The organism is Natrarchaeobaculum sulfurireducens, from assembly GCF_003430825.1.
Lineage (GTDB): Archaea > Halobacteriota > Halobacteria > Halobacteriales > Natrialbaceae > Natrarchaeobaculum > Natrarchaeobaculum sulfurireducens.
Window position 1 is genome coordinate 866,297 of sequence record NZ_CP024047.1, and the last position, 20,191, is coordinate 886,487.

Annotated in this window: 20 protein-coding genes and 1 pseudogene; 13 read left to right on the forward strand and 8 right to left on the reverse strand. The window is 58.7% G+C overall.

Features of this window, described 5'->3' with window-relative positions; genetic code table 11:
• Position 1 precedes the first annotated feature (1 nt).
• Both AArc1_RS05450 and AArc1_RS05455 read left to right on the forward strand, forming a co-directional pair.
• Entirely contained in the window at positions 2–1,690 is a 1,689-nt protein-coding gene (locus tag AArc1_RS05450) for a ribonucleoside-diphosphate reductase subunit alpha (RefSeq protein WP_117363413.1), read from the forward strand.
• 521 nt (positions 1,691–2,211) lie between these two features.
• Positions 2,212–3,120, forward strand: coding sequence for a serine/threonine-protein kinase RIO2 (locus tag AArc1_RS05455; RefSeq protein ID WP_117363414.1), 909 nt, complete (start codon positions 2,212–2,214; stop codon positions 3,118–3,120).
• Between the two features lie 125 nt (positions 3,121–3,245).
• On the opposite strand, the gene AArc1_RS05460 is transcribed toward AArc1_RS05455, so the two are convergent.
• The 4 genes from AArc1_RS05460 to AArc1_RS05475 form a co-directional block, all read right to left on the reverse strand.
• Positions 3,246–4,379, reverse strand: a complete 1,134-nt coding sequence (locus AArc1_RS05460; protein WP_117363415.1) for a universal stress protein — start codon at positions 4,377–4,379, stop codon at positions 3,246–3,248.
• The gene (gene arsB / locus AArc1_RS05465) at positions 4,372–5,553 is read right to left on the reverse strand and encodes an ACR3 family arsenite efflux transporter (RefSeq protein ID WP_117363416.1); all 1,182 of its coding nucleotides are present in this window, start codon (positions 5,551–5,553) and stop codon (positions 4,372–4,374) included. The genes AArc1_RS05460 and arsB overlap by 8 nt, the downstream gene beginning before the upstream one ends.
• On the reverse strand, positions 5,546–5,947 hold the full coding sequence (locus AArc1_RS05470) for an ArsR/SmtB family transcription factor (protein WP_117363417.1): 402 nt from the start codon (positions 5,945–5,947) through the stop codon (positions 5,546–5,548). Before AArc1_RS05470 ends, arsB begins: the two co-directional genes overlap by 8 nt.
• A gap of 624 nt (positions 5,948–6,571) precedes the next feature.
• Positions 6,572–8,386, reverse strand: a complete 1,815-nt coding sequence (locus tag AArc1_RS05475; RefSeq protein WP_117363418.1) for a transposase — start codon at positions 8,384–8,386, stop codon at positions 6,572–6,574.
• 408 nt (positions 8,387–8,794) lie between these two features.
• On the opposite strand from AArc1_RS05475, the gene AArc1_RS05480 reads away from it, so the two are divergent.
• Entirely contained in the window at positions 8,795–9,748 is a 954-nt protein-coding gene (locus AArc1_RS05480) for a hypothetical protein (RefSeq protein ID WP_117363419.1), read from the forward strand.
• Positions 9,738–10,375 (forward strand): annotated as a pseudogene (locus AArc1_RS19280) (integrase core domain-containing protein). Before AArc1_RS05480 ends, AArc1_RS19280 begins: the two are co-directional and overlap by 11 nt.
• 135 nt (positions 10,376–10,510) lie before the next feature.
• Here the strand turns inward: AArc1_RS19280 and AArc1_RS05495 are convergent.
• Positions 10,511–11,395 (reverse strand): IS1595 family transposase, encoded by an 885-nt coding sequence (locus AArc1_RS05495; protein ID WP_117363421.1) that lies wholly within the window; start codon positions 11,393–11,395, stop codon positions 10,511–10,513.
• 517 nt (positions 11,396–11,912) lie between these two features.
• Between AArc1_RS05495 and AArc1_RS18820 the strand changes: the two genes are divergently transcribed.
• The 6 genes from AArc1_RS18820 (at position 11,913) to AArc1_RS05520 (ending at position 15,371) form a co-directional block, all read left to right on the forward strand.
• The gene (locus AArc1_RS18820) at positions 11,913–12,401 is read left to right on the forward strand and encodes a halocin C8-like domain-containing protein (RefSeq protein WP_161958287.1); all 489 of its coding nucleotides are present in this window, start codon (positions 11,913–11,915) and stop codon (positions 12,399–12,401) included.
• A gap of 639 nt (positions 12,402–13,040) precedes the next feature.
• Complete coding sequence (locus AArc1_RS05505) at positions 13,041–13,331, forward strand: HalOD1 output domain-containing protein (protein ID WP_117363423.1); 291 nt, start codon at positions 13,041–13,043, stop codon at positions 13,329–13,331.
• Positions 13,331–13,486 carry a hypothetical protein gene (locus AArc1_RS18940; RefSeq protein WP_186336653.1) on the forward strand — a complete coding sequence of 52 codons (156 nt, stop codon included), beginning with the start codon at positions 13,331–13,333 and terminating at the stop codon, positions 13,484–13,486. The genes AArc1_RS05505 and AArc1_RS18940 overlap by 1 nt, the downstream gene beginning before the upstream one ends.
• Positions 13,487–13,722: 236 nt before the next feature.
• The gene (locus AArc1_RS05510) at positions 13,723–14,313 is read left to right on the forward strand and encodes a 50S ribosomal protein L15e (RefSeq protein ID WP_117363424.1); all 591 of its coding nucleotides are present in this window, start codon (positions 13,723–13,725) and stop codon (positions 14,311–14,313) included.
• Between the two features lie 116 nt (positions 14,314–14,429).
• Positions 14,430–14,864: a universal stress protein gene (locus AArc1_RS05515; protein ID WP_117363425.1), complete on the forward strand. Its 435-nt coding sequence runs from the start codon at positions 14,430–14,432 to the stop codon at positions 14,862–14,864.
• A 72-nt stretch (positions 14,865–14,936) separates the two neighbouring features.
• The gene (locus AArc1_RS05520; protein WP_117363426.1) at positions 14,937–15,371 is read left to right on the forward strand and encodes a universal stress protein; all 435 of its coding nucleotides are present in this window, start codon (positions 14,937–14,939) and stop codon (positions 15,369–15,371) included.
• A gap of 132 nt (positions 15,372–15,503) precedes the next feature.
• On the opposite strand, the gene glmS is transcribed toward AArc1_RS05520, so the two are convergent.
• Both glmS and AArc1_RS05530 read right to left on the reverse strand, forming a co-directional pair.
• Complete coding sequence (glmS, locus tag AArc1_RS05525) at positions 15,504–15,953, reverse strand: methylaspartate mutase subunit S (protein WP_117363427.1); 450 nt, start codon at positions 15,951–15,953, stop codon at positions 15,504–15,506.
• Between the two features lie 231 nt (positions 15,954–16,184).
• Positions 16,185–16,895 carry a phosphoribosyltransferase family protein gene (locus AArc1_RS05530; protein ID WP_117363428.1) on the reverse strand — a complete coding sequence of 237 codons (711 nt, stop codon included), beginning with the start codon at positions 16,893–16,895 and terminating at the stop codon, positions 16,185–16,187.
• A gap of 263 nt (positions 16,896–17,158) precedes the next feature.
• Here AArc1_RS05530 and AArc1_RS05535 point away from each other — a divergent pair, with 263 nt between their 5' ends.
• From AArc1_RS05535 to AArc1_RS05545, 3 genes are all read left to right on the forward strand, one after another.
• The gene (locus tag AArc1_RS05535; protein WP_117363429.1) at positions 17,159–17,305 is read left to right on the forward strand and encodes a rubrerythrin-like domain-containing protein; all 147 of its coding nucleotides are present in this window, start codon (positions 17,159–17,161) and stop codon (positions 17,303–17,305) included.
• A 2-nt stretch (positions 17,306–17,307) separates the two neighbouring features.
• The gene (gene gdhB, locus AArc1_RS05540; RefSeq protein WP_117363430.1) at positions 17,308–18,618 is read left to right on the forward strand and encodes a glutamate dehydrogenase GdhB; all 1,311 of its coding nucleotides are present in this window, start codon (positions 17,308–17,310) and stop codon (positions 18,616–18,618) included.
• Between the two features lie 91 nt (positions 18,619–18,709).
• On the forward strand, positions 18,710–19,159 hold the full coding sequence (locus AArc1_RS05545; protein WP_117363431.1) for a BtrH N-terminal domain-containing protein: 450 nt from the start codon (positions 18,710–18,712) through the stop codon (positions 19,157–19,159).
• A 191-nt stretch (positions 19,160–19,350) separates the two neighbouring features.
• Here the strand turns inward: AArc1_RS05545 and AArc1_RS05550 are convergent, their stop codons facing one another.
• Positions 19,351–20,184: a helix-turn-helix transcriptional regulator gene (locus tag AArc1_RS05550; RefSeq protein ID WP_117363432.1), complete on the reverse strand. Its 834-nt coding sequence runs from the start codon at positions 20,182–20,184 to the stop codon at positions 19,351–19,353.
• Positions 20,185–20,191 lie beyond the last annotated feature (7 nt).

The following is a 20,191-nucleotide window of genomic DNA, read 5'->3' on the forward strand; positions in this document are numbered from 1 at the left end:
AATGTCACAACAAGCATACAAACTCGTCACGGAACAACAGGAGAAACCGTTTTACTGGCTAAACGAAAACAGCAGGGAATTCCTCAGAGAAGGATACCTGCTCGAGGGCGTTGAGCCTGAAGAGCGCATTCGACAGATTGCAGAACGTGCCGAAGAGATCCTCGATGAGGGTGGCTTCGCAGACAAGTTCTACGAGTACATGAGCCGGGGGTACTACAGCCTTGCCAGCCCGGTCTGGGCGAACTTCGGACTTGACAGAGGCCTCCCCATCAGTTGTTTCGGCAGTTATATGCAGGATAGTATGGAGAGTGTTCTTTTCACACAAGCCGAGGTGGGTGAAATGACCAAGCTCGGTGGTGGGACAAGCGGTTATTTCGGCGAACTTCGACCTCGAGGCAGTCCGATCACCAACAACGGGAAGAGTAACGGAAGTTACAGCTTCACGCAACTTTTCGACACCATCATCAACGTTGTCAGCCAGGGCGAAACCCGGAGAGGCCAGTTCGCTGGATACATCGACGTTGAGCATGATGACCTTGATGAGTGGCTGAACATCAAAACCGAAGGCGACCCGGTACAGGACATCTACTACGGTGTCATCATCGGTGATGAGTGGTTCCAAGCGATGCTTGACGGCGATGCAGAAAAGCGAGAGACATGGGCCAAAATCGTCGAAACGCGGATCAACATTGGTGTCCCCTACATCATCTTCCGCGACAACATGAACGAGGGGAAACCTCAGGTCTACAAGGACAAAGACTACGAGATTAACGCCTCAAACCTGTGTACCGAGATCGCGCTCCCTGCCACACCGGATGAGAGCTTCGTCTGCTGTCTCTCAAGCATGAACGCGCTCCACTTTGATGAGTGGAAAGAGACTGATGCGGTCGGCACACTGACCCGTTTCCTCGACGCTGTAATGGAGGAGTTCATCCAGAAGGCAGCCGACGTACAATTCATGGAGCGTCCTGTCCGGTTTGCCAAACGCCACCGAGCTATTGGGATCGGTGTCCTCGGCTGGCACAGCTACCTTCAAAAGAACATGATTCCGTTCGACAGCATGGAGGCAATGCAAAAGAACGAGCAAGTGTTCCAAACCATCAAGGAGCATAGCTACGAGGCGAGTGCAGAGCTTGCTAAAGAGCTTGGTGAGCCGGAAGTTCTTGAGGGGTACGGGCGACGGAATGCCACGACGATGGCCGTCGCACCAACGAAATCCAGCAGTGTGATTCTTGGACAAGTCAGTCCGAGCGTTGAACCACTGAAGTCGAACTACTTCGTTCGAGATGGTGCCAAGTTGAAGGCGACGCAGAAAAACCGGTTCCTCGAAGCGCTGTTAGCCGAACGTGGAAAGGATACTCGAGACGTCTGGGATAGTATCGCGGCCAAGGACGGCAGCGTTCAGCATCTCGAGTTCCTCACCGATGAGGAAAAGGAGGTGTTCAAGACGTTCTCGGAAATCCCACAAATGGCCATCATAAATCAGGCTGCACAGCGACAGAAACACATCGACCAAGCACAGAGCATCAATGTCTCTATTGACCCTAGTGAAGTGAGTGTCAAGCAGATTAATGAGCTCTACATCGGTGCGTGGAAGAAAGGAATCAAAAGCCTGTATTACCAACACAGTGTCAATGCGGCACAGAAATTCAGTCAGGACATCCTCGAATGCAAGGCCTGTGAGAGCTAATCTCCCATCAGTCGGTGTGATCATGTGGCCACGTCTGAAAACCGTTTAGTCACCTCGAACCAGTCAGTCGTGGTCTCAACAAACGTCACCACCGAGTCCAAACCGTCTCGAAGACACCAAACCGCCTTCAGCGAGGAGAACTGTTTCAACTGATTGCTGTCTTCTCTATCGGTTCTTTGGGTTGGACGATCTGCTCACGGATTGGCAACCACTCCCCCGTGGGACGATGGTTCTCAACCGAGTTTGTGAGGTGAAGTAGGTCTCCAGAGACCGCCGAGACAGTCTTTTTATCATCCGCCAGTGAGAGTCCTCCGTCATCCCATAGTTTGTACCCAAGTGTTCTCGAGCCGTTGCATCAGATAGCTGTTACTCAGTTGGTGGTTTGTCGAACTCCAGACTGCGAAGCCGGGGGTTGTGAACCTACTCGTATTTGATATCGCATAATTCTGTTTATGATGACTACTCTCTCGGCCAACGCCCGTGTCACGACGTTTTTACGTTCACACCGGCTATCTCGAGTCATGGTGCGGAACGTCGCCGGAACGCTCCCGGAACTCGAAGACGAGGACTTCTATCTCCTTTCGGGGATCGAACAGGGGATGCGCTTTTCGGAGTGGGTCCAGCGCGAGAAGCTCCCGAAGTTCACCGGCCTCACCGACGAAGAGGTGACGTATCGACTCGAGCGCTGTCTCAAACGCGGCCTGGTCGAGAAAAAGACCATTCAGTACGAAGGCTACACCCTCCAGTTCGAGGGCTACGATCTGCTCGCATTGCGCGCACTCGTCGAGCGCGATACCATCTCGGAGTTCGGTTCGCCGCTCGGAGTCGGCAAGGAAAGCGACGTCTACGAGGTCAAATCCTACAAGCCGCTGGCCCTGAAGTACCACCGCGAGGGCTACACCAACTTCCGGGAGGTCCACAAGGAACGAGATTACACATCCGACAACCGCCACGTCTCCTGGATGTACACGGCCCGGAAGGCGGCCGAACGCGAATACGAGATCCTCGAGTCGCTGTTTCCCGACGTCTCGGTCCCGCGCCCGATCGACCAGAACCGCCATGCCATCGTTATGGAGAAGATGGACGGCGTCGAACTCTCGCGGGTCAAACTCACGGACGGGCAGGTGCTGGGCGTGCTCGATCTGTTACTCTCCGAACTCACGCGTGCTCACGACGCGGGATACGTCCACGCGGACATGAGCGAGTACAACGTCTTCGTCGGCGAGGACGGCGTGACGATCTTCGACTGGCCACAGGCCGTCCCGACTGACCACGAAAACGCCGCGGAGTTCCTGGCTCGCGACGTCGAGAACCTCCTCGGCTACTTCCGTCGGAAGTATCCACGGAAAGTCCCGGAGGACGTCTCGAGTGGGGACCTCGCGACGTCGATCGCCGACGGGTCGTTCGAGAGTGTGGCGAACGTCGTCTAGTGCACTCTTTTGTGAGCCTCGTTTCGGAGATCCTTGGTCGGCTCGTCGGTGAGCACCGAGAAGGTGGTAGTCTCGCCGATGACCCGCTGAGACGGTGGTAGTCTCGCGAATCGTGGACCTCGAATTCATTGGTCGGAGCTCACGAACGACATGCGACCTCGTGGCGGTTCAAAAAGACGGTTGTCGAGTCGACCTTCCCGGGTTGCTGACTGGAAAGAGGTGGTTCCTACGCCGATTCGATTTCGTCGACCAGGTCGATCACACGTTGTTGGATCTCGTCGCGAATTCGACCGACGTCGGCCGCCGATTTCCCGTCCGGGTCCTCGAGGTTCCAGTCCCGGTTCTCGCCGGCCCAGCCCGCCGGACAGACGTCGTCGGCTGAACAGCCCATGGTGAGACGTAGTCGCTCTCCTGGATTCCTTCGAACGTGATTTCACGGGGAGTCCGCCACGACCTGTCGTCCCCATCGCAATCAGGTCGATCCCCTCAGATTCTACGTAGTCAGTGATCCCGTCGGCAGGAGTCCCCTCCGTGACCGTCGTCTCGACGTCGAGGCCGCGTTCCCGTGCATCCGCAGCGAGTGTATCCAACGCCTCGCGTGAATCCGCACGGAGCGATTCGTCGGATGTGTCTTCACCGTCGGTCAGCGCCGATAGCCACGCTGGGCGAGCAGCCTCGACGACCGAAAGCAGATGGACGGTCGCAGCAAGCTCCTCGGCGAAACCGAAGCCGACACGGCCTGCTGCTGCCGCGATTTCACTCCCATCCGTCGGGACGAGAACCGAGTCGACGGACCCGGGCGTCGTCGCTTTCGGGTTAACTGTTATCACCGGAACCGGTGCAGTTCGGACGACCTTGTCGGCGACGCTACCAACGACCGCACGCCCGACGCTCCCACGTCCGGCCGTTCCAATCACGATCGCATCGACATCCTGTTCCGTAGCGTATGTGATGATCTCCTTGGCTGGTATCCCTTCGCGGACCGCCGCAGTCGCCGCTATTCCCTGTTCGACCGCGCTGTCACGCAGGGACGCCGCCCGGTTACTCGACAGCTCTCGAAGTCGGTTGCGGATCGACGGCGAATCGCCCGCGTAGCCCGCCCCGGTAGCGATACTGCTGTCCGCGACCGAGAGGAGATGGACGTCCGCGTCACACTGTGTTGCGAGGTCGAACCCGCGTCGCGCGGCGGCTTCGGCCGGCTCGCTTCCGTCGGTCGGGATCAAGAGCGTCTCGAACGTCGTAGTGTGTGTGTCAGTCATCGTCCGTTTTTGTTGGCGTCACGTCTTTGTCCGTCGGTTTCGTGCTCTCGAGCTGTCCGGTCTCGTAGCCAGCCCAGTCGAACTTCTCCTGGAAGTAGATGGCGACGTAGACCAATGCGAGCAGCACCGGCACCTCGATCAGCGGCCCGATGACGGTCGCGAACGCGACCCCGGAGCCGACGCCGAAGACGGCGACGGCGACCGCAATCGCGAGTTCGAAGTTGTTCGAGGCGGCGGTGAAGCCGATGGCGGTCGTCGTCGAGTAATCCGCGCCGATGCCACGCCCCATCGCGAAGCTGACGAGGAACATCACGACGAAGTAGATCGTCAGCGGGACCGCGAGCCAGACGACGTCGAGTGGCTGTACGAGGATTCGGTCGCCCTGCGTGGCGAACATCACGATCACGGTAAACAGCAGCGCGATCAGCGTGACGGGGCTGATCTTCGGGACGAACCGCTCTTCGTACCACTCTTCGCCTTTGGCGCGAACCCCACCGAGCCGGGTCAGGATACCGCCAGCGAAGGGGATGCCGAGGAAGATCGCGATCGCCCAGAACACCTGGGTGATCGTGATGTCGAACGCGTCGATGCCAGCCACCAGCGCGTCCATCCCGAGCGCCTCCGGGAGAAACAGCGCGAAGAACGTGATGTAGACTCCGTAGGTGAGAATCTGGAAGACGCTGTTGAACGCCACCAGGCCGGCTGCGTACTCGCTCGAGCCGTCGGCGAGGTCGTTCCAGACGAGCACCATCGCGATACAGCGGGCCATCCCGATGAAGATCAGGCCCAGGAAGTACTCGGGGTGGGCTGGGAACGGCGGGACCAGTCCGCTGAAGAAGATCACCGCGAGAATGAACATGAGCGTCGGGCCGATCAACCAGTTCTGCAGCAGGCTCAGGCTGAGCACGCGCCACTGGCTGAACACGCGGGGCAGCTGGCGGTAGTTGACCTTCGCCAGCGGCGGGTACATCATCGCGATCAGCCCGATCTCGACGAGGTGGAACCGCTGGATCGGTTCTACGACACCGGGGGCGACGTAGCCGAGTCCGACACCGATCCCCATCGCGAGGAAGATCCAGACGGTCAGATACTTATCGAGGAAATCCATCGACCGTGGGTCGCCACAGTCCGGACAGTCACAGTCGGCCCCGTGGTCGTGGTCGAGGTCACTCATCGACGCTCACGCTCCCCTCGAGAACCGTGACGAGCGCCACAGCCCGGTTGGTCGCCCGATACTTCTTCCAGCGGCCGTCCTTTCGTCCCTCGACGAGTCCCGCCTCGACGAGCGCCGAGAGGGCGTGACTGAGGCCGCTTTCGGTCACGTCGACGACGGCGTTCAGTTCACAAACGCAGAGTTCTTCTTCGGCCGCGACGAGGACGCGGACGAGGGTATACCGCGTCTCGTTGGACAGCGCCGACAGGACGTCGAGTTCGGCCTCGACTCGTTCCATCCCGAGTCCGGCCTCTAACGTGGTGAGTTCCTCGAGTCGGCGCTCGACGTCCTCGCTGCGACACTCCCCGAGTTCGTCGTCGAGATACCGCTGCAATCGGTCGGTCGCTTGTGCCATCGCCAGTCACTTGAGTGCTCTTTCAATTAACTGTTGCGACATGCTCTCAGACGCAGTGCAGTTAGATGCGCTATCGGGGCGAAAGTGGCTAAAAGATGTGTATGGCCAAATCAGTCCTGTGGGTGAATAAATGAGTAGCGCTTCAATTGAACAGAGGATGAATTGGAGGCGATGGGTTGTGACCACGATTCGACTGCCAGCCGGATCGATAGACGAGGAACCCACAGCCGATGGACGTCCGCCGTGGGACCGAGACACTCGGCGAATTCCACGGTCGTCCACTCGCGACCGTTACGAACCCTGTGTGGGACGACTCTCACTCCCGCGGGTGTCCTCGAGCAGCTCTCCCGGGGAGTCTACCTCTCGAGGGAGAGCGATCTCACTTCCACTCTCGGACCCAGATAAACGCTTATTCGCTATACAAAATGGTGGCTCTGATGTTGCTAAGGTGGCTCTATAATGCACAGGTTCCACGACTAAGGATACCGAAATAAATGTTCGAGAGTCGTTGAGAACGCGCTTCAGAGAAACCTATCGGATAGCGTTTAGAAAATTACCGGAGAAGTCCCGCTCAGGACAGTGCTTCCGCTCCCGAGTGAGGGGGACCCAGAGGAAACGAGGGGGTTAGTCCGGCGGGTCGAGGCCGTAGCTGTTCTTGGCGAACGTCAGGAACGAGTTCGCCGTGATCGACGGCTCGTCAGAGACCTCGCCGTCCATCTCCAGCTGCACCAAGATGTCGACGAGCCGCCAGCAGTTGTACAGCACGCACGCGAACGCGAAGTTGAAGTACCGGAACCGGTGGTCGGGCGACTGTGTCTCCGCGAGGAACGTCTTCAGCTTCTTGAAGCCGTTCTCGATCCCCCATCTGCGCCGGTACTTCGCCATCATGCGCCCGATCTGGTGTTTCATTTCCTGCTCGTCGTCGGGATCGACGTCAACCAGCTCGTAGTTCGTCTCGAAGGGCACCGTCGGTGCTTCGACCTTCTCGTCGCTCTCGGCCTCTTCTTCTTCACGGATGTCGTCGAGCAGGTTGGAGAGCGGCGAGTCGCTGTCTCGGTCTTCCGAGAGTGGATCGGCATCGGCGACATCCGAGAACTCGTCCAGCAGTTCCTGGCGGATTGTTACATCCGTTCCATCGTCGCCCTCGTCTTCGCGTTCCCATTCGCGTTTCGGGAGATAGATCGCCTTCCGCGTCGGGCCGTCGTCGAGGCGCTCTTGCTCGACAACGTCGAAGTCCTTGTCCTCAGTTGTGAGTCGGGCGATGTGGCGCTCGTGGTCGCTGCTGGAGAGAACCTTTCCAGGGTTGAGATACGCCACGCCGTGCTTCTCGCAGGCGTCCTTCACGGCGTCATGTGCGAACTCCCGATCCATCATCACGAGGTCGAGTCCGGGTACGATGTCGGTTGCGCCATCGAGGAGATTATCAACGATGTCGGCCCGCTTCCGGCCACGTTTTACCGGGACCGCATCGAGGATCAGCGGCACGTCATGGCCGACGATCTTGATCGCGGCCCACTGGAAGAACGGGCCGTCGTTGCCCTTGTACCCGAGAATCCACGGGTCCTTGTTCTTCCCGTCCTCGTCGCGCTCGACCTCGCCTTGCCACGGACTCCCCTTGGTGATGTCGATCGCGGCCATCACCTCCCGGCCCATCTTATCCTTCGACTTCGCGCGGGCGACGAGTGTTCGGGCAGTCTCGCGGAGCATCGTACGGATCTTTTCGACGCCGAGCGTTCGGGTCTGGAGCCGGTGCGAATCGCCTGACGGCGTTTTGTCGCGGGTGGATTCGTCGGCGAAGTTTCCTGCGCCATCGTTCGGGTGCATGTCCACTCGCATCCCCAGGTACGCCTGTTGCTCCCAGAACGCGCCCTCTGGAATCGACGCGTTCGAGCCACGCTCCAGCTCGAAGCAGTCCTCGACGATCGGCTTCGCACCCTTCCAGACTTCCCGGGCTTTCTCGCGGGCAAGCGTATCCTTGCTCTTGGATTTGGTAACCGTCCCCGTTGGCTGGTCAGGTAGAAAATCCGGGTCAGGAGCGGGAATGTCATGGTAGCGGGCGATGTCTACCACGACCTCGGCAGCGTCCCGGACGGCATCCTGAACCTCGGCGAGGCGATCTTCCCACGCCCGCCAGAGCGTGGACTGGTCGGGGATGTCCTCGAAGCCAAGCTGCGTGCAGAGGAACGGCTTCTGCTTCAGGTACTTGTACAGGGCTGTTGCGTTCTTCCAGCCCTTGACGCAGCGGAGCACGTGCGCTCGGAAGATAGCTTCCCAGGGCTTTGGGCTGCCCTGTTCGTGATCATACGTATCGTAGAAGCGCAAGTAGCAAGCGGGGACTTCAGCAACGAGGTCCTCCAGAGAGACGTCGCGGTCGTAGCGGTGCTGTTGCTCGTAGGGATAGGACTTGAGAGCCCCATCGACCATCTCCCGGAACGTCATGTCGAACGACCGGGCTTCGACAAGGTCGCCAGTGTTCGTCGCGTAGAGGCCTTCTACTTCGTAATCCTTCGGTGTAGATTCGTAGCCAGCAGAATCCAGACGCTTGGGTGGACCGAGGCGCGTCCACCGTGACCCCGTCGGGGCCTGTGCCGCGCTTGCTGTCACTACTCAAGAATTACGTAGCATAGTATATAAATTCACAGCACAGATTGGTGCTCTGCCATCCTAAAGAGTACCCGTGTTAACTTAGTGGCGTTCCAAACCTGAACTGATAAGTGGAACTGATGGCAGTCGGCCGGTTTCACCCATCAGTCGGCGCTTGGAACGGTACTAGTGGCCATCTTCAATATTCACAGCGAAAGCTTGTTACCGTAAGCATGATAAATAAATGGTGCCAATCATATGTCCATGAAAAAACCCGTACTCGGGGCACTACATCAGCCGGAGTATACCGGTGAGAACCGTTGCGAAGCCTGTACCGTAGTCAATGCGATCATCGCAGCCGTTCTCGGTGCCATCGTCGCGCGAAAATCGAAGTTCATTGCAGCAATCACTATCGGCGTTTCGGCAGTGCTGATCTACCTACGCGGATATCTCGTCCCGGGAACCCCGACACTCACGAAGCGATACCTCTCACCGTCGTTGCTCCGATTGTTTGGAAAGGAACCGGAACCGACGACCTACAGCGGCTTCGGGCCCGTTGAGTCGGAACCCAACGAGTCACCTGCGGCACCACAATCGCGGCCGTCGACGCAGGGCGACACCGAGTCCACCGACGCAGCCGTTGCGGACGGTGATAGAACGAAGACGGAGGACCGGACAAATGCGGACGCAGACCCGATCACCCCCGAAGCGTTCTTCCTCGAGCACGACATCATCGAACCGTGTGCGGAGGTCGAGGATCTCTGTCTCACCGAGTCATTCAGAATCGAGTGGCACGAGGAGATCAATCGCATAGATGCGGACGCGCTCAAGGCCGAGGACGCAGCAGTTGCGGTCGGACTCACGGATGAAGAGGGGGGCTTCGAGATTGTCCATCATGGTGATGCCCGCGTCCTCCGACGCGACAACCGCCGAATTGGACAGTGGCCATCACAGGCAGCCCTCGTCGCGGACGTGACCGCCGCTCGTGTTCTCGATTCGTGGGTCGAGGAGTGGACATCGCTCACCATCGACAAAAAAGGGGCGCTGCTCAACGGCTTGCGGCTCTTCCTCGAGACGTGTCCGATGACCGGTGGTGATGTCACGATGGATGAAGAAACGGTCGAGTCCTGCTGTCGATCATACGATGTGATAGCGGTCACTTGTGCGAAATCAGGTGAGCGACTGTTCGAGCATCCGGTGACCGAGTCTGAGGACTAATATCGTTGCGTCCGTCAACCGATGGGTGAGATCCATAACATCGTCGGATTTTGTTCATCTGTCGATGTTAAACTGGATTAAAAAGATTAATTTGATTTTTCTATCTGGTACTAAATGCACTCACCAAGCATTCTGGAACTGGGCACGTCGGCTGGCTGACAGCGTACCAGATCTTCCGACAGCGTAGCCGTCGCGGGTCGCGGTTGATGAAACCACTGTCAGGATTAGCGGCGACCGGTCCTTGATCTATGCTACAATGGATCTCGACACGAAAATTATTCCCGACGTAGTGCTCATTGGACGAGGGGGAACCGATTTAGTTGCTGCGTTTCTGCATGGACTCACTGAGAAACACGATCTCGCCGAGTCTGAGCTTCTCGTTGATAGTGCTGGCTATCTGACTTCCTTTTCTCGATTAGGATTGAACGGTCCCTTGGTTATGTCGATCGGGACCACATCGAAAAGTGGCTTCATACTCTCAAAATCCGGATCGACCGCTTCCATGACTCGTGAGTCGGCAGTCGGACAAGTATCAGAGAATAGATTGAACAGTTCGTAGACTACTATAACACACAGCGACCACACCAGAGACTAACCGGACAGACGCCAACGGAGGGGGTAAACTAGATAGTGCCAAGACCTATGAATAGTCAAATATCGTTAGAAATACTTATTGGTAATTGTCATTACTATCTGAATGTATGGCAGAACGCTCTTGTGTAGCACTTTGTTGATTCGCTCTTGTGTAGCACTTTGTTGATTTCACAGCGTAGCTTTGACAGCGTGTTTGAGTGCCTCTCGCCCTGGTTTCCGCAGTAGTTTTCGTCGAAGTTGGAACGCTCGGAGATACTGTGTGAGCTTATCTTTTGAGATGCCTCGATGAGGCGAGAACCACGGTCGCAGCAGCGATCCGTGGCTCTCGCAGGTGTTGACGTGAACGTCTTTGTCGGCGTATTCGCCGTCGCCGTGGACGACGTATTCGCGGTCGAATGCGTCGTCCTCGGCCAGCGGATCGTAGGCACGAAATCCGTCCGTGTAGATGGTCAGTGGCTCCTTCTCGCGGTTTGCGAGAAGGAGCCGAATAGTCGATTCATCGGCGGATTTCGCTGGGATCACGTACCGATCGCCGGTACCACGATCGACGATCGTGAACACCGGCGGTTTGTCCTGGTCGTACGATCCTCGTCCACGCGTGGACAGGCCACGCGAGCGCGACTCTTGGTCGCGCTCGCGGCCTTTCAACCCTGCAGAAACGTAGATCTCGTCGATTTCGACCGGCCCGACGAGGTCGAGTGACGGGGCGTCGAGCGCCTTCGTGAAGCGCTCGACGCGCTGGTAGATCGTTTTGTACTGAACATCGATCTCTAGCTGAAGTTGGCGAAGACTCGTGTTAAACCGGAGAAATGCGTAAATCGAGAACAGCCACTTCCTGAGCGCGACCTTCGAATGGGCAAAGATCGTGCCGGTCTTGTCGTTGAACGTGCGGTCGCAATTCTTACAGAGATAGCGCTGAAAGTGCCCATAGCTGCCGTTCTTGACCGTCAGGTCAGAACGGCAGCGAGGGCAAGTAACACCGTTACGCCAGCGAACCTGCTGCAACAGGTCCGCTGCGACCGATTCCGACCCAAACACATCTAGCGGAATCATGCCTAACGGACACCGCTGACGCGGTGTCCTTGCTCTCTTCGATTCCACAGCGACAGCTGAGCAGTATCAACAATCTCCTACAGAAGAGCGATGGCAGAAAATAACCATACTGACCGTAGAACAGAATCTGAAGCCAGCAACTATGACAATAATGCTCCATCACGTCGCTCAGTCCTTCAAAGGGTAGGCGCAGCTAGTGCTGCCGGTATAGGATTAATGAAGTTCAGGGATAGCAGCTGGTGAAGACAGTGATCCACTTGTTGTTCCAGTTGAAAATAATGAGGCTCGCGAACAAATTCAAATTGCTAAAAAAAGTCCTGAGTTTGATGAGTATAAGACATTCATCAGGGATGAACTGGATGCAACAATCAACAAAGGTCAAGCAGATGTTTATCAACGAAATAACGATGAAGACTCTGAAGTTTACGGTGTATCTTTCCCAGTTAAACAAGAAGGGGAAGATATCGCGGACGTTGCCTTTCTTATTAGTGACGGTGAAATTCAGGCAACACAAGCTGTGAAAACAAAATTCAATGGATCAATTGAAGAAGGAGAGGATGAAGCTGAAATCAAAGTGGTTTCCGAGGATCACGAACCGCTGGTAGCAGTGACACGATATACGCTCTCCGAAGATGGAGTAGAGAAAGATTCTGCTGAGTTTGAGTCTGGGGATGTATCACCACTTGTTGGACACGGAGATATTGAATTGCCAGAGATTGATGATTGGGATGATCTTCCAAGCTATGACGACATTCCTGGTGCCCCAAGTATTGACGTGTCGTGTGGAGAATGTGAAGAACTCTTTGAGACGGCTTGTATTGTAGGATGCGGAGTAACTATTGGAACCATTTGTATTATTGTTACAGGTGGAATTGGTGCGTTAGCTTGTGCTGCTATCGTTAGCATCGCATGTATTGTTATTGATTATCTTGGGACAGATGCATGTGCGCCAGGAAGCGATATCGTTGAATCCGAAGAATTTTGCTCCCAGCTTTCGTTCTGTTAGCCGATGAGAATCTCAACTAGCAGAATAAAGCGAGCAATCGCTGGTGGAGTTGGCGCTAGTTTAGCGGCAATTGCCACTAGTTTATTTCTTGGGTATTCAACAAACCAGTCTGTCTTATTTGGATTATTATTAGGAATTGTATTAGCTATGCTTTTATTCATTTTTTATATCCCACCTGCAGAGTAATATATAAATCACAAAAGCAGTAATATATCAAATATTAAAATATAATGGATAAATGCCCCCGAAACTGATTACAATCATTTGATTAGTGTTCTGATTGAAAGTCTGTTTGTTGCTCGCGGAAACTGTCTTCCACAATTCTAATAAAATCAGGTTAGTCACTCGTGACCAGAGGTACGCGAGACCACTCAGTCTGGCGACTGGTCTTCCCTGGGCCTATGCATTATTCCCTATCTTCGCAACACGTCGTGGCTGGTCGCACGGAGTCCGGCAGGTGAGTTCATACGCACCGATCCACCAACTCGAGGGCGTTCGCGCGCTCTCCGCTGTAACTCGAGCGTATCGCGGCTTACCAGCCGCGTTTTGGCCGGGGGCTATACCTGTAATTGCCCGCGCGGGCGCGCCGTATACACGTAACGGATAGCCACAACCGAACTGTCGACTACCGTAGTGACAATGGCTCACAGTACGAGGCTGCGCGACATCCCGGACGGTGATCGGGCGAGTATGCGGATCGTCGACGCGGTGGCAAGGCACCGAGAGGTCCACCCGACCGAACTCCACGCTCCCCTGTACGCTGCGATCGATCCCGAGGCACTCGACCGCCTCTTCGACTCGACGGCTGCCGATGCCCTCGATGTCACCTTCGAGTACGCCGGGCACTCGGTCCTCGTCGAGGGCGAGGGGCGAGTGACGGTCGACGATACCGTCCACGACTCGGCCCCCGAGTTCAGGGGCGAGGGGTAATGAGTCGGACGAATCCATCTCGAGCGGAGGTCCCGACGATCGAAGAGACGTACGACGAGTACCGGATCGACTCGACGACGTTCGCGATCATCGGTCACCCGACGAACGACGACGCCTGGATTCTCTCGGATTATACGGTCCCGATCGAGCGGTGACGACCGGACGCTCGACCGATCGCAGACGGCTGTGAGAACGTCGAAAGCGGGCACAAACTCGAGGTTGCCGACCGGTTCCGGCGGCTTCGAAGCGCTTATACACGAACGCTGGATACCTTCTGTCAGACTCGCTGGGAACGCGGACGACAGCGGGCACCTGTACGGCATCACGCCCACAGGTCGGGATGTGATCTCGCGACGCGAGATTGAACCAGGAAACGTCCGCAGGCAAATCCATGGCAAAGAGCTTCTACTCACACATCAAAGACGCCTGGAAGGACCCCGACGACGGCAAGCTCGGGGAGCTCCAGTGGCAGCGCAAACAGGAATGGCGAAAGCAGGGCGCGATCGAGCGCATCGAGCGACCGACGCGTCTCGACAAGGCCCGCGAACTCGGCTACAAGGCCAAACAGGGCATCGTCGTCGCTCGCGTGTCCGTCCGCAAAGGGACGGCCCGCAAGCAGCGGTTCAAGGCCGGTCGTCGATCCAAGCGCCAGGGCGTCAACCGCATCGGTCGACGCAAAAACATCCAGCGCATCGGTGAAGAGCGCGTCTCCCGCAAGTACCCCAACCTGCGCGTGCTCAACAGTTACTGGGTCGGGGAAGACGGCAGCCAGAAGTGGTTCGAAGTGATCCTCGTGGATCCGAACCACCCGGCGATCGAGAACGACGACGATCTCAACTGGATCTGCGACGACGCCCACACGAACCGTGCGTTCCGTGGGCTGACGAACGCAGGCAAGGACAACCGCGGCCTCCGCACCCGCGGCAAGGGTGCCGAAAAGGTCCGTCCGTCCAACAACGGCGGCCAGGGCCGCGCGAAATAACGCGGTCGATCGACCAGACCCACCGTCCGAACGAGAACCGTTTTTTGTGAAGTACCTCGGTAGACCGGCGACCGGACCCACCGGAAGTTAAACCCGAGCCCGTAGTAGTCGCTCCTATGACAGACCACGTTCTCGTCCCCGTCGACGACTCCGAGAAGTCGATCGATGCCCTCGAGTTCGCGTGTACCGAGTACCCGAGCGCGTCGATCACCGCGCTCCACGTCGTCGATCCCGGCGATTTCTATGCGGCGACAGGCGTTGAAGGCGGTGCGATGGCGAACTACGAGCAGATCAAAGCACACCACGAGAACTACGCCGAAGAGATTCTCGAGTCGGCCCGGAAGCGAGCGGCCGACCACGGCCGTGAGATCGAGACCAAACAGCTCGTCGGTGGCGTCTCGCGAACGATCGTCGAGTACGCGGCCGACCACGACGTCGATCACATCGCCGTTGGCAGCCACGGCCGGACCGGTGCGAGTCGGATCCTCCTGGGAAGCGTCGCTGAGACGATTGCGCGACGGTCACCGGTGCCGGTGACGATCGTTCGCTAGCCGATAGTCGTCGTTCCCTCACCGTGGGAAGAGGGGAACGAACTTACGGGTCTCCCCCAAAGAATAGCGAGTATGCCAGAACACGTTCTCGTCCCCGTCGACGACTCCGACCAATCGACCGAGGCCCTCGAGTTCGCTTGCCGGGAGTATCCGGACACGAAAATCACGGCTTTGCACGTCCTCGACCCGCGTGGCTTCTACGGTGTAGCGAACATCCAGGAAAGTGCCGAGACGAACTACGAAGCACTCGAGACACGCAACAAAGAGCGAGCCGAGGAACTCCTCGAGGAAGCCCGCGAGCAGGCGGCTGCCCTCGACCGCGAGATCGAGACCGAACACGCCGTCGGCGTCGTAGCGGACTCGATCGTCGAGTACGCGGCAGACCACGACGTCGATCACATCACGATCGGCAGCCACGGCCGGACCGGTGCGAGTCGAATCCTTCTGGGGAGCGTCGCCGAAACCGTCGCTCGCCGCTCGCCGGTACCGGTCGCGATCGTTCGCTAAGCGTCGCTCTCATCCGTTTTCGTTCGCCGTACCGAACAGTTTTCTGGTAGGCTACAGATGAACGAGGCGAGTAGCTCAGGGCTTGATCCCGAGGCAGGTCACTACTGCAAAGCGCAGCGTTATTTCGGCCACTCAGGCGCGGACGGTGTGACTCTCCTGTTCGGCTTCCGAGGAGCGCATGTCCAGGTCGGCCCGGAGTGCTGCGATCGCCTCTTCTGGGTCGGTCTCGGAGTCGAAGACGCGATCGAATCCGAGACTGCGGAAGAATCGGCGGGTCTCGTCGAAGTCGTCCTGCCCGACGGCCAGGTTACCGCCGATGTAGGTGGTCACGTCCTCGAGGCCCGCGTCGACGAGTCGCTCGTGGAAGCCTTGACAGTCCTGTTTGGCGTGGCCGTAGAGCGACGAGACCAGTACGGCCTCGGCATCGGCTTCGGTTGCCGCGTCGACGAACTCTTCCTGAGAGGTCTGGACGCCCAGGTTGACGACGTCGAATCCGGCTGCCTCAAACGCCCGTTCTAGGATGGTGATTCCGACGACGTGGGCGTCGGAACCGATCACGCCGAGGATGACTGTCTTGGTCATGCGCGTACCTCCACGAACAAGGGGCACCAGCATAAACTTAATGATTAATGATGTGCTAGTCGCTAGCACGGTCTTCAGACGCTTTAGGTCGTGTTTAGGTCGACAAACGGTGACCCCGAGCGAATACTTTCGGCCGGATTGTATCGAAACGACGGTGGGGAGTTGAACATCTCCTCGCAAACGATCGTATATGATAAATTGTTACAGTCGCCCAACTACACCGCCCGTCGTTCAGATCGACGTTAGTGCCCCGACAGGTGCGCCGGTTCGCTCGCGTGCGCGTTCGATTCCGTCGTCGCCCGCGGCGATGAGTGCGAACACCCCTGCGGCGTCGGCCTCTGCCGTCTCGACGATGTCGAGCAGCAACTCCTGGGTCTCGCCCGATCGAATCAGATCGTCGACGACGAGTACCGACGAGCCCGGTTCGATCGCCGACGCCGGCAGGTAGTAAGTAAGCTGGATGCCGGACTCGAGGCGCTCGCGGGCTTCGATGAACTCCTCGACGGCGGTCTCCTTGCGTTTTTTTGCGTACGCACAGCGAGTTCCGTAGTAACTCGCGAGCGACGCGGCGAGCGTGATGCCGTCGGTCGCAGCAGTGAGCACGACGTCCGGCCGCTCGAACTCGAAGCTGTTCGCGACGACGGGCGCGGCGAGGTCGAGAAACGGCTGGTCGAAGACCGTCCCGGTGTTGTCGACGTAGCCCTCGTCGTCGACTCGGATGCGTGCTTCGAGTTCCGTCGCCAGTGCGTCCCGTCCGAGGTCCTCGACGATCTCGCGCGCACGATCGGTCCCCGGAAGGACGTGACCGTTGACGTACCGGTTCAGGTCTCCCGCTGGAAGCCCGGTTTCGGCAGCGAGTTCGTCGTACGTTCGCGTCTCTTTCAACATCCGCAACACGTCGACGGCCCGTAACTGGAGGCCAGCCTTCTCCGCGCGGTTCATACCGGTATCCACGGTTCCACAAGTATGGTCATTTCGGTCGGTTTCCCCGCCTGGGACCGCACGTTCGTGTGAGTTCGACGGCCCCCCACCAGCGGAGCCAGGGTCGCGACTACAGGCCGAATCGGTTGCCACCCGACCATCGGACTGTACTCGATGCCAGGCGAGTGGCGAGCTACGAATGTTTAACCAAAACCTATATCCTAATATCCCTTTAACGCCTATAACGTTGCGGACGGAAGTACGCGACAGAGGCGTATCCATCCATGCCTACGAGAACGATCGAACTCGAGACCCTCGAGGAATCGACGTACGAGTGCTTTAGTTGCGGAACCATCGTGTGTGCGACAGCCCCACAGTCGTGTCCGAACTGTGGGACAGACATGCGCAACCGAGGGACGGCGATCGAGTGACGATGGCGACCAGACGCGAATACCAGCCCGTTTCGGACGAAGTACCGACTGAATCTGCGGACGAGAGCGCCCTCGAGACTGCACGCCGCCAGCTCGCCCGCGCGGCCGCGGCGCTCGAGATCGACGACGCGATCCACGAACGGCTCGAGCACCCGGCGTCGGTCCACGAGGTGACGGTACCACTCGAGCGCGACGACGGGACCGTCGACGTCTTCACCGGCTTTCGCGCCCAGCACGACAGCGTCCGCGGCCCATACAAGGGCGGACTGCGTTATCACCCCGAGGTCAGCCGCGACGAGTGTGTTGGCCTCGCGATGTGGATGACCTGGAAGTGTGCCGTGATGGATCTCCCGTTCGGCGGCGCGAAAGGCGGTATCGTCGTCGATCCAAAATCGCTCTCTACCGACGAGAAAGAGCGACTCACTCGGCGGTTCACCCAGGAGCTGCGCGAGGTGATCGGTCCGACGGTCGACATCCCTGCTCCCGACATGGGAACCGACCCGCAGACGATGGCCTGGCTGATGGACGCGTACTCGATGCAGGAAGGCGAGACCACTCCCGGCGTCGTCACCGGAAAACCGCCCGCAGTCGGCGGTTCCTACGGCCGTGAAGAGGCTCCCGGCCGCAGCGTCGCCATCGTCACCCGAGAGACCTGTGAGTACTACGACCGCCCGCTCGAGGACGTCACCGTGGCCGTCCAGGGCTTCGGCAGCGTGGGGGCGAACGCCGCCCGCCTGCTCGAGGAGTGGGGAGCGACTGTCGTCGCCACCTCGGACGTCAACGGCGCGATCTACGACCCAGATGGGCTCGATGTTGCCGGAATTCCCTCCCACGACGAAGAGCCCGAGGCGGTCACCAGCTATGCCGCCGAACGCGACGACCTGGTCACGCTCTCGAACGACGACCTCCTCGAACTCGACGTCGACGTCCTGGTACCGGCGGCCGTCGGCAACGTGATCACGGCGGACAACGCCGGCGAGATCCAGGCCGACCTGGTCGTCGAGGGCGCGAATGGACCCACGACGACCGCCGCCGACGCCATCCTCGAGGAACGCGACGTCACGGTGATCCCGGACATCCTCGCGAACGCCGGCGGCGTCACCGTCTCGTACTTCGAGTGGCTCCAGGACATCAACCGCCGCAAGTGGTCGCCCGAGCGCGTCCAGGAGGAACTCGAGACCGAGATGCAAAACGCCTGGAACGCCGTCCGCACGGCGGTCGAAGACCGCGACGTGACCTGGCGTGACGGGGCGTACGTCGTTGCCCTCTCCCGGATCGCCGACGCACACGACTCGAGGGGACTCTGGCCCTGAACGGTTCCGTCGACCCCTCGAGGTGTCGTCTTCGACGGGGTCGACGCACACCCACGGAATCTTTCTTCGCTTTGCGACGATACGAGCAAGCATGGACGTGCTGGTGTCTGACTACCGTCACCGGACCGGTCGCCACTGCGGGTCGACGTCGCTTCGAAATCTCTCCGACCACTACGGTTGGGAAGACGACGAACAGACCTGTTTCGGACTGGCTACCGGTCTCGGTTTCACGTACTTCGAGCTTCCCGACAGCCCGTCTCGTGGCTTCGTCGGCCGACCACCGCGTATCGAGGGGACGTTCTTCGAACTGCTCGAGATCGGTGTCGACAACCACGAGGGCGAGGCGTGGGGCCCGGTCCGCGAACGAATCCGGGACCGTCTCGCGGCCGGCGATCCGGTGATGGTCTGTACGGACATCTATTACCTCGGGTACTTCGAGACCGACACCCACTTTGCACCCCACTCGGTGCTCTGCGTCGGCGTCGAAGACGACGGCGCGACCGTCGTCCCGAAAGGCGCTACCGGGTCGAAACCGGTGTAGCTACTCAGTGGTGTTTCGGCGAGTGGTGCCGCCCGCTCACTCCCTGCACGGACGCCACCGGCTGCGATCTCACCGTACCGTGTCCCCGTTTCACGCGCCGCTCTCCTTCTACCGGGGAACTCGTCGAAAACGCCGCCACTTGCTATCTCGGGGAACTCGTCGAAAACGCCGTGAGCCAGGTCGTCGCTCGCTCACTCGAGTGGCTCTTCGAGAGGCTGGGGCTCGAGTGGCCGAGCGTCCGACTCGTAGGACGCGTAAACCGACTCCGCCCACTCGCGAATCGCCGGGACGTCGGTATCGATCACTGCCCTGACTGACCCACTGTCTCGCCCGTAACAGCTGATGATGACGCGGTCGTCGAGGAGCCCAACTCCGTACGACGGGAGTTCGTCGTGTTCCAGAACCGTGAAATTATTTCGGCTCATCATCTCCGAACTTCGCTCTGGATACGTCGATCGAAAGTACGAGTGACAGCTCGGCCGGTCGACCAGCGTGACGGCCGCACCGTCGTCGATCAGCCCGAAGAGTTCGTCCAGGACGGGCTCCATGAGGGCGACCTCGGGCCGGAGAAAGCGTAGCTTGCTCGTCTGTGTGAGGAGCGACTCGAACCGATTTACCGGACAGTACGGCGAATCGGGCTCGGCGACAGTCACCGTCAGTTTCGCCCACGTCTCGACCGGGAACGCACTCACCTCATCCGGCAGCCAGTGCCAGACGTCGCGCAGCTTTCGTTCGGTCTCGACGAGGCCGATCAGATCCGTCATCCCCGACGCGATCGCGTCGCCGAGCCGCGTTGTCGTGTACCGGTATCCCTCCTTTCGGATCCAGGATCGGTCTTCGAACTCCCTGAGCGTCCGTCGGATCGTCGACGATGAAACGCCGGTCAGCTCGCAGAGTTCGGATCGGCTCCGCGGCCGGTCGGTCACCGCGACGAGCGCCGGAACGCGGTGTTCAGACCGCGCGAGATACGCGACGTCTCCGATCGGAGAACTCGAGGGAGTCGGTTGTATGCCATTACTTACCATGGTTTAC